At 63.2% G+C, this 7,512-nt stretch carries 5 protein-coding genes and 1 pseudogene; 3 read left to right on the top strand and 3 right to left on the bottom strand.

Features of this window, described 5'->3' with window-relative positions:
- The 3 genes and pseudogenes from IVA82_RS18730 to IVA82_RS18720 all read right to left on the bottom strand — a co-directional run.
- Positions 1-702 (bottom strand): annotated as a pseudogene (locus IVA82_RS18730) (DNA polymerase/3'-5' exonuclease PolX); the annotation flags it as partial.
- Between the two features lie 207 nt (positions 703-909).
- Positions 910-2,007: a DNA topoisomerase IB gene (locus tag IVA82_RS18725; protein WP_247493442.1), complete on the bottom strand. Its 1,098-nt coding sequence runs from the start codon at positions 2,005-2,007 to the stop codon at positions 910-912.
- 172 nt (positions 2,008-2,179) lie between these two features.
- Complete coding sequence (locus tag IVA82_RS18720; RefSeq protein WP_247385305.1) at positions 2,180-4,030, bottom strand: Ku protein; 1,851 nt, start codon at positions 4,028-4,030, stop codon at positions 2,180-2,182.
- Positions 4,031-4,847: 817 nt separating this feature from the next.
- Here IVA82_RS18720 and IVA82_RS18715 point away from each other — a divergent pair.
- The 3 genes from IVA82_RS18715 (at position 4,848) to IVA82_RS18705 (ending at position 7,267) form a co-directional block, all read left to right on the top strand.
- Positions 4,848-5,315 (top strand): hypothetical protein, encoded by a 468-nt coding sequence (locus IVA82_RS18715; RefSeq protein WP_247385304.1) that lies wholly within the window; start codon positions 4,848-4,850, stop codon positions 5,313-5,315.
- Between the two features lie 1,029 nt (positions 5,316-6,344).
- Complete coding sequence (locus IVA82_RS48985; protein ID WP_346658733.1) at positions 6,345-6,626, top strand: hypothetical protein; 282 nt, start codon at positions 6,345-6,347, stop codon at positions 6,624-6,626.
- A 275-nt stretch (positions 6,627-6,901) separates the two neighbouring features.
- A complete protein-coding gene (locus IVA82_RS18705; protein ID WP_247385296.1) occupies positions 6,902-7,267 on the top strand; it encodes a PRC-barrel domain-containing protein in 366 nt (121 codons plus the stop codon).
- Positions 7,268-7,512: the final 245 nt, after the last annotated feature.

Here is a 7,512-nt window from a genome sequence, read left to right as displayed (position 1 = left end):
CGAAGAGCAAGGCGGCGCCGAAGTGCTTGCGGTCGGCCAGACGGACCTGCAGCCCGCCGGCCTCCGACGCGGCCGGCGCCCCTTCGGAAACCGGCGCTTTCGCGACGATCGAAAAATCGCCGACGAGCTCACAGCCGCGCCGGAAATCGCCCGCCACGGTCACACGCTTGAGCTCGGGGCGGGCGCTGCGTAGCGATGCCACCGCGTGGTCCAGCAGGGCGGCTGCGCGATTCATGTGAAGGCGGCCGTGGCCGCTCTTGGCGATGGCCAGGTTCTGCAGGATCTTGGTCTGGAGCGCGGCGTCGTTTGGCTCTCCGGGATGCGGTCGTCCTTGGCCGCGGCCTCAAGTTCGGCGAGGGAGCCGATGCCCAGGTCCCTGTGGAGCCGCAGCACTTTGTCCGGCCCATGCCCGGGCACGCTCAGGAGCTCCAGCACGCCGACCGGGATTTCCTGCCGGAGCTTCTCGAGACTCGGGTGGGAGCCAGTGCGGTGAAGCTTGGTGATGATGTCGGCGATGGCGTCTCCGACGCCAGGAAGCCGGTCCTCGGCGATCAGCCGGTCGAGCGGTATGGCAAGCGCCGCCAGGCTGTCCGCCGCCCGCGAGTAGGGCTTGGCGCGATACGGGTTGCCGCCGCGCAGGGCGGTGCGCTGCGCGTACTCGCGCAGCAATCTCGCCACCTCTTGCGTATCAGCCTTGGGCACCACGCCTCCCGATAAATCTCGGCTTGGTGAATCTCAACGGGCTGGCGCAGGCACCGGTTCCGGATGCCCCTTCGCTCGGCGCCGGAACACCACCGGTTAGACAGTTGGCCCGAAAGACTGATGGAGCCATTCGCCATGATCAAAAGCGATACGCTGCTGGAGAAATGCCCTCGCTGCGGCGCCTGGCGGGCCGCGCGTGCTAAATTGTCAAGCGGCCGCCAGCGGCTTGCCGGACGACCCTTTCTTGTCGACCTTTTCCGGTTGCTCTGGCTCTTTGGCGAGCCGGCCGCGCAGTAGCGCGAGCACGGCCGCTTCCGCAGGCTTGAGACTTTCCACATGGCTCCGAAGCTCGCTCTCGGCTTGTGACTTGATCTCAAGGACCAGGTTTCCATCCAAGTAGGAGTTCAGCACCTCGGGATGGATGTAACACTTCCTGCAAATCGTGGGCGTGTTGCCGAGCCGCGCGGAGACTTTCTCGATGGCGCTGCGAAGATTGCGCTTGGCCTGAACCGCGCTGTCGAAGCTCTCTAGCTCGGCGAGCGCCATGGCCGCCAGAACCGTGCCTGCCCAGGTCCGGAAATCCTTTGCGGTGATGTCATTCCCGGTAATTTCCTTGAGGTACTCATTCACGTCCGTCGATGTGACATCCTGGCAATTGCCCTGTTCATCGACGTACTGAAGCAGCTCTTGTCCGGGGAGCTCCTGACAAGCTCGAATGATCTTGGCGATGCTCCGATCCCGCAGGCGTAGCGACCATTGTTTGCCGCTTTTGGCGGTGAAGCGGAAACGCACCTCGTTCCGCTCGATCTTGACGTGTCGGTTCTTCAATGTAGTCAGGCCATAGCTGTTGTTCTGCCTAGCGTAGTCGTCATTCCCGACGCGGATCAACGTGGTCTCCAGGAGATGCACGACGGTTGCCAGAACTTTTTCCCGAGAGAGGCCGCGCAGCCCCATGTGCTCGCGCACTGTTTCCCGAATGGATGGCAGCGCCTCAGCAAAAGCGGCCACATGCTCGTACTTCGTGCTTTCCCGCACCTCGCGGAAGCGCGCGTGATAGCGGTATTGCTTGCGTCCCTTTGCGTCGCGGCCCGTTGCTTGGATATGGCCGTCCGCAAACGGACAAATCCACACGTCGGTCCAGGCGGGCGGGATCGCAAGTGCCCTGATCCGCGCCAGCGCGTCAGGCTCGATGAGCCTCGTGCCGTCGGGCTGTGTGTAGCTGAATCCCGTCCCCGCCCTCTTGCGACGAATACCGGGCCGTTCGTCCGAAACATATCTCAGGCCCGCAGATTCGGCGGCATCCATCGGGTCGACCATCGCCTGGACGTTATCCGGTGACTCCACCAGCAACACATTGCCTCCTATCCCGGCCCCCAAAAATGAACCTTTCTGATTATAGGGGGTTCCTCCAAAGCCTCAGTCCTAAGAGCGGCGCGACGGCGCAGGGCCGGCGAGCGCTAACCGGTATGTGTCTGGGCTAACTGGTGGTCCGGTGACGTGCGCCTCGCCTCGCCGCGGCCGGCTTCCCAGCGCCGCGCCGTTCGGGCTTTGCCGGGCGTCCGGCGTCGATGCTGCGCCGGAGCGCATCCATAAGGTTGACGATGTTTTCGGGCGACGGCTTGATGGGAGACGGCTGCGCGGGGCGCCTCGCCTGTTTCTTGCGCAGGATCCGCCGGAGCGCGCTGCGGTAGTGATCCTCCAGCAGAGCGGGATCGAAATCGGTCGACTTCGAGCGGATGATGTGCTGTGCGAGCGTCATCATCTCGGAAGGCAGCTTCACCTCCGGAATCTCGCTGAAATATTCGGACGCGTTCCGGAGCTCGTGTGCAAAGCGCAGTGCTATACCGCGAAAGCCGCCACCCGTTGGCTCGACCAAAAACACCCGCTCACGCGAGGACAGCACAACGCGGGCGAGGCCGACAACGGCTTCCCGACTCATCGCATCGCGGATCACCGCGAACGCTTCCGGTCCGATCTCCTCGCGCGGCACGATGTAGTACGGCTTCTCGAAATATCCCGCATCGATCTGCCCGGCGGGAACGAAGTGCTCAATTTCGATTGTGCGCGTGTTCTGCGGCCGCGGGATAGGGGCCGCTTCCTCGAGCTCCCCGGCTTCATCATCATAGTCGCCGGCGCTCCCTTCACGGGTATGGTTCTGAACGCCGGCGGGCGCGATTGGCGGGCTTTCACGGCGGGGCGCAGCAAGTTCCACGGCCCCCACCGGGGCGGGGCGCTCGCTCCGCGCGTGCTCAAGGTCCCGGTCCTCGACTAGCAGGAACTCGTTCTCGCCGACCTCATAGCCGCGCGCCATCTCGGCGGCGTCCACGGCTTCGCCGGTGATGGAATCGACGAGCTTATGTTTGAGGCGATGACCCGTTCGCCGGTTGACCTGACGGAAGGAGACGCGCTCTGCCGCCGAGATCGCGGGATAGAGCGCGATCGGACAGGAGACGAAGGACAGCTTCAGATAGCCCTTCCAGTACGGCCGCGACGCGGACACCGGAGACTCCGACGCAACAGGATACAAGAGCCAAAGCCTGAGGGCGAAGGCCAAGGAGTCAACGGAGGGAAGCGACGGAAGTTTCAGGGCATTTTGCGCTGTGTTGCAGAACTGACTTCGGCGTGGACGATCAGGCCGACCGATGCCGCCTGTGAGCTCTTCACGGCGATCTCCTCGCAGGACACCCCTTATCGCAATCGGGCGCACGCCACGGTGAAAGTCAGAGAGGCTCCCGCACAATGCCTCCAGATAGGACGCGAGATCGACCGTGCTGTTGACCGCCGTGTCGCGCAGCCTGTCATGGACGTTCGCGACCACCTCGATCCGAGTCAGGGCGGACGTGATCGCCGCCTGCACGGCGGGATTGGAGTCCGAGCGCGCCTGCAGCCGCAGGATCGAGATGATCGTCGCGAGGTCGTTCCTGGTCCGGTGTGCAAGCTCCATCATTAGAACGTCCGCGTACGCCTTCGCCTCCGAGTGCTTCTCCAGCGTCGTGCGCAAAGCTTCCGTTACCGCGGCAATGCACAGTCCGCTCGCCAGGAAAACCAGGAGCGGCAGGATCGCGGCACCAGGGGACGGCGGTATGAAGTATCGCGCGGCCAGTGCCGCACTCGCGCCGGTGGCCAGAAACCCCGAGCCGCGATCGAAGATGACTGATGCGAGGAAAATGGCCGGGATGAAAAGTATCAGAGGATATTGCCTCAACTGGTCGTCCAGCAGAAGGTTCGCCACGAAGGCCAGGCCAACCAACCCCAGGCTCAAAAGATACCGCACCCATACCGGGTATCTCGGTGTGACGGACATGAAGCGAAGCAGGAGTCGGTCCATGGAAAGCAACGATCCGTTTTGGCGGCATGATCCTGTCGCTTGCCGGCGGCACGCCAGCTAGGAGCGGCCCGCGGAGAGGGGCTGGCATCGGAAAAATACGTGCGCGGCGGGCTGCGATGTGGAGGGCCTTTGCGCGACTGCCGTACCATTGGCAGGAATCACTGTCCGTAGCGGGTGAAGATGTCTACTTTTGTAGCTCGTGATCTGTCGCTGCGTTGTGGAGGTGGAGCGGAGCCGGAAGGCGTGGACGGTTCCGCCGAGATGGTCATGCCACGGATACTGCCGGTTAGGTCCTCTTTGCTCCGTCGAAACACTTCACGAGCTACAAACAGGCGACAGATCACGAGCTACGGACACCATTGGCAGGAACCTCTTGTGTCCGTGCGCGATCAAGAACTAAGCTGGACGCCGGCGGGGAATCCAGAAATGTCGGTGCTACATCCGATCCGGAAGCCGTGCCCGGTCTGCGGGAGGCCGATGAGGCTCGTCCACGACGAGACGGCGGAACGCGAGCAGTATGTCTGCCCCCGTTGCGGCGGCGATCCGCTGCACGACGACGCGGCCCGAAGGTGGGCCGCCAGCCCGCTGAAACCGCCGGCCGAGACCTAGCCGATCGCATCGACCGTGTTCTCGTTGGAGAAAACGTCGATCCGGGCGGTCTGAAGACGAAAAGCGAAAACGGGGCCGCCGTGGAAGCCGAAAGCCTCTGCTGGTCGCCTTCGCGCTTGGAACGTAGTTCGCCTTGCCGCTTTTTCCCAGTGACCGAAGGATGTGAACGAGCATTGCGCGTGCCTCGCTGGGCGACGGAGGAGAGGCGATGAAATCCACAGTGCTGGGGCTCGTTCTTGGGCTCGCTGTCTCGACGTCCATGCTCTCGGCGGAGCCCGTGAGATGGGCGACCTACTCCATCCCCCAGACCGGCACCTCGGTCGATTTGCCCGTCTCGATCTTTGCCGAAGAAGCGGGCCGTCCGGACGGCTACGGACAGCGTTTTCGAACCGCTGACGGCCGAGCCGACCTCACGATACAGGCCGTACCTAACGTCTCGAACGACTCGCCCGCCGCTTTTCTCGCGAAAAAGCATCCGCCCGCACGCATTCAGTACAAGCGAGTGACGCCCCGGTTTTTCGCGGTGTCGAGCTACAAGGGCGACAAGGTCTGGTACGATCGCTGCAACTTCTCGGGCGGATTGGTTCACTGCATCCTGATCAACTACCCGGCGAGGGAAGAGCATGCCTGGGACGACATCGTAACGCGCATCAGTGTCTCGCTGAACGGTAGGTAGGTCGATTGCGTGGACGCCGCCGAGCGACCTCGACCCGTTTGCCGGTGCCACCTCTCGGCACGCGCGGCGGGTTTTAGGAACCACGCTCACAGGCACAAGTTGGTCCGAGCAGCTCGAGGTGCCGATGAGATTTACCGTCGCGCGTGCCGCACTTCCGTACCGGCCCATCGAGGTCTCGGCCGGGACATTCCTCGTCGTGATCTGCGTCGCTCGCCATCTTGTGCGTCGCGCAGCGCGGCCGCGGAGTGAGGCGGAGTGAAGCTGCCTCGATGCGGATCGCCCAAATCGCGCCGTTGGCCGAAAGCGTTCCAACGAAGTTCTATGGCGGTACCGAGAGAGTTGTTGCCTGACTTGTCGACGAGCTCGTCGAACTCGGACACCACGTCACGCTATTCAGCGGCGAGTCGAGCGGCCATCCTGTAGGGCCGCGCGCGTTGCGGCTCGGCCGCCACACACGGACCCGAGCATCGCCGACGGGGTGCGGCTAGAAGCGATCGCGCGAGGGGCCGCGGAGTTCGACGTGGTCCACGCTCATATCGACTGGCTGCATTTGCCGATCCTGACGCGCTTGGGAATTCCGTTCCTCACCACGATGGATGGCCGGCTGGACTTGCCCGGCATTCCCGTGGCGGTTTGGGAATTCCCGGACGCATGCTTCGTCTCGATCTCGGACAACCAGCGCGCACCACTGAAGACAGCCAACTGGTGTGGCACCCGTGCGTCAGGGGCTGCCGGCGAGCCTCTTTCGGCCATCGTAAGAACAGGAACCCCCTTCCTCGGACGGCCTGACGGCCGACAAGGGGCCGGAGGAGGCGATCCGGATCGCCCGCGCGGCGGGCATGCCCCTACGCATCGCAGCGAAGGTGCCGAAAGGCGAAACGGCGTACTATAAGAAACGTCTGGAGCCTGAGATCGACGGCACGCAGGTCCAGCCATCGGTGAAGTCGACGAACACGGGACGCAGCCGTTTCTGTCGGTGCTGCGGCCCTGCTGTTTCCTATCAACTGGCCCGAGCCCTTCGGAGTGGCGATGATCGAAGCCGTGCGGCACTCCGGTCATGGCCCGGTGCCGGAAGTTACCGACGAAGGAGTGACCGGCTTCATCGTCAAGAACGAAGCGGCGGCGGTCCAGGCGGTGAAAGACCTGGCACGGATAGACCGGCGCAAGGTCCGGGCGCGGTTCGAACAGCGCTTCACGTCAGACCGGATGGCACGGGCCTGTGAGACCCACTACCGACGGCTCATCGCCGCACCTGCCCACCTCCCGGTCGTCACCGAATATCTCACGCCCGCGTCTCCGCTCGTCCGGTGAGCGGAGCTGTAGGCGGCGCGCGTTTGACTACGGGTAGGCCTCGGTCATGCCGCGCACATGTTTCTCGGTGATCCGCATGCATCTGTTCCCGTTATCAACAGCCTGCATCGGAACAAAATCGACCGTGGCTGCAAGCTGCCAGTCATGCACAACGTCGGACGAGCCGATCCTGCCGTACGGCTTCCGAAGTGGAGCACCCTCGCGCAAGATTTCGGCGGACTAGGAACGCACGAATGGGCTGTTGGTTGAATTCGCATTTAGAAGGAGGAAATTACATGGCCTACGAAGAGCGCGAGACAAGAAATCTGATTGGCAGCGACAAGGTCGAAGGTACTGCGGTCTATGGTGCCGACAATCAGCGCATCGGTTCAATTGAACGGGTGATGATCGATAAAATCAGCGGCAGGACCGCCTATGCCGTCCTGGGATTTGGCGGCTTTCTAGGCATCGGAGACGATCACTATCCGCTTCCGTGGCAGTCACTGAAGTACGACACGAATCTCGGCGGCTACGTCACAGGCGCTACCGAGGACCAACTGCGGGGCGCGCCAAAGTACAGCAGCGAGAGCAGTTGGAACTGGTCGGATCCTGCGATGGCCCGCTCGGTCGATGACTACTATGGCGGCATCCCAGCTCCATGAACTGGATGCCAGGAGCGGCATGAGCAAGGCCAAAAGACAGTAGAGAAGCAACGGCCGAGCTGCCGCGAAATCAGCATGGAGCGGTTTCGCTGCGGTCTACCTAGGGCGCGCCTAGCCGAGAGGCCGTGCTTGTCTGAAATGGAAACAGTTGGGCGCGAACCTCCGGGCCACACTGCGCACCTCGCTCTCGGATGTCTCCAAGGCGATCTTCTGGGCGAGCATGACGTCTCCGATCGGCAGAGCGC

Source organism: Bradyrhizobium sp. 142 (assembly GCF_023074015.1).
In the GTDB taxonomy this organism is placed as follows: domain Bacteria; phylum Pseudomonadota; class Alphaproteobacteria; order Rhizobiales; family Xanthobacteraceae; genus Bradyrhizobium.
The sequence above is the reverse complement of the archived record's forward strand: the minus strand, read 5'-3'. Positions and strand labels throughout refer to the sequence as shown.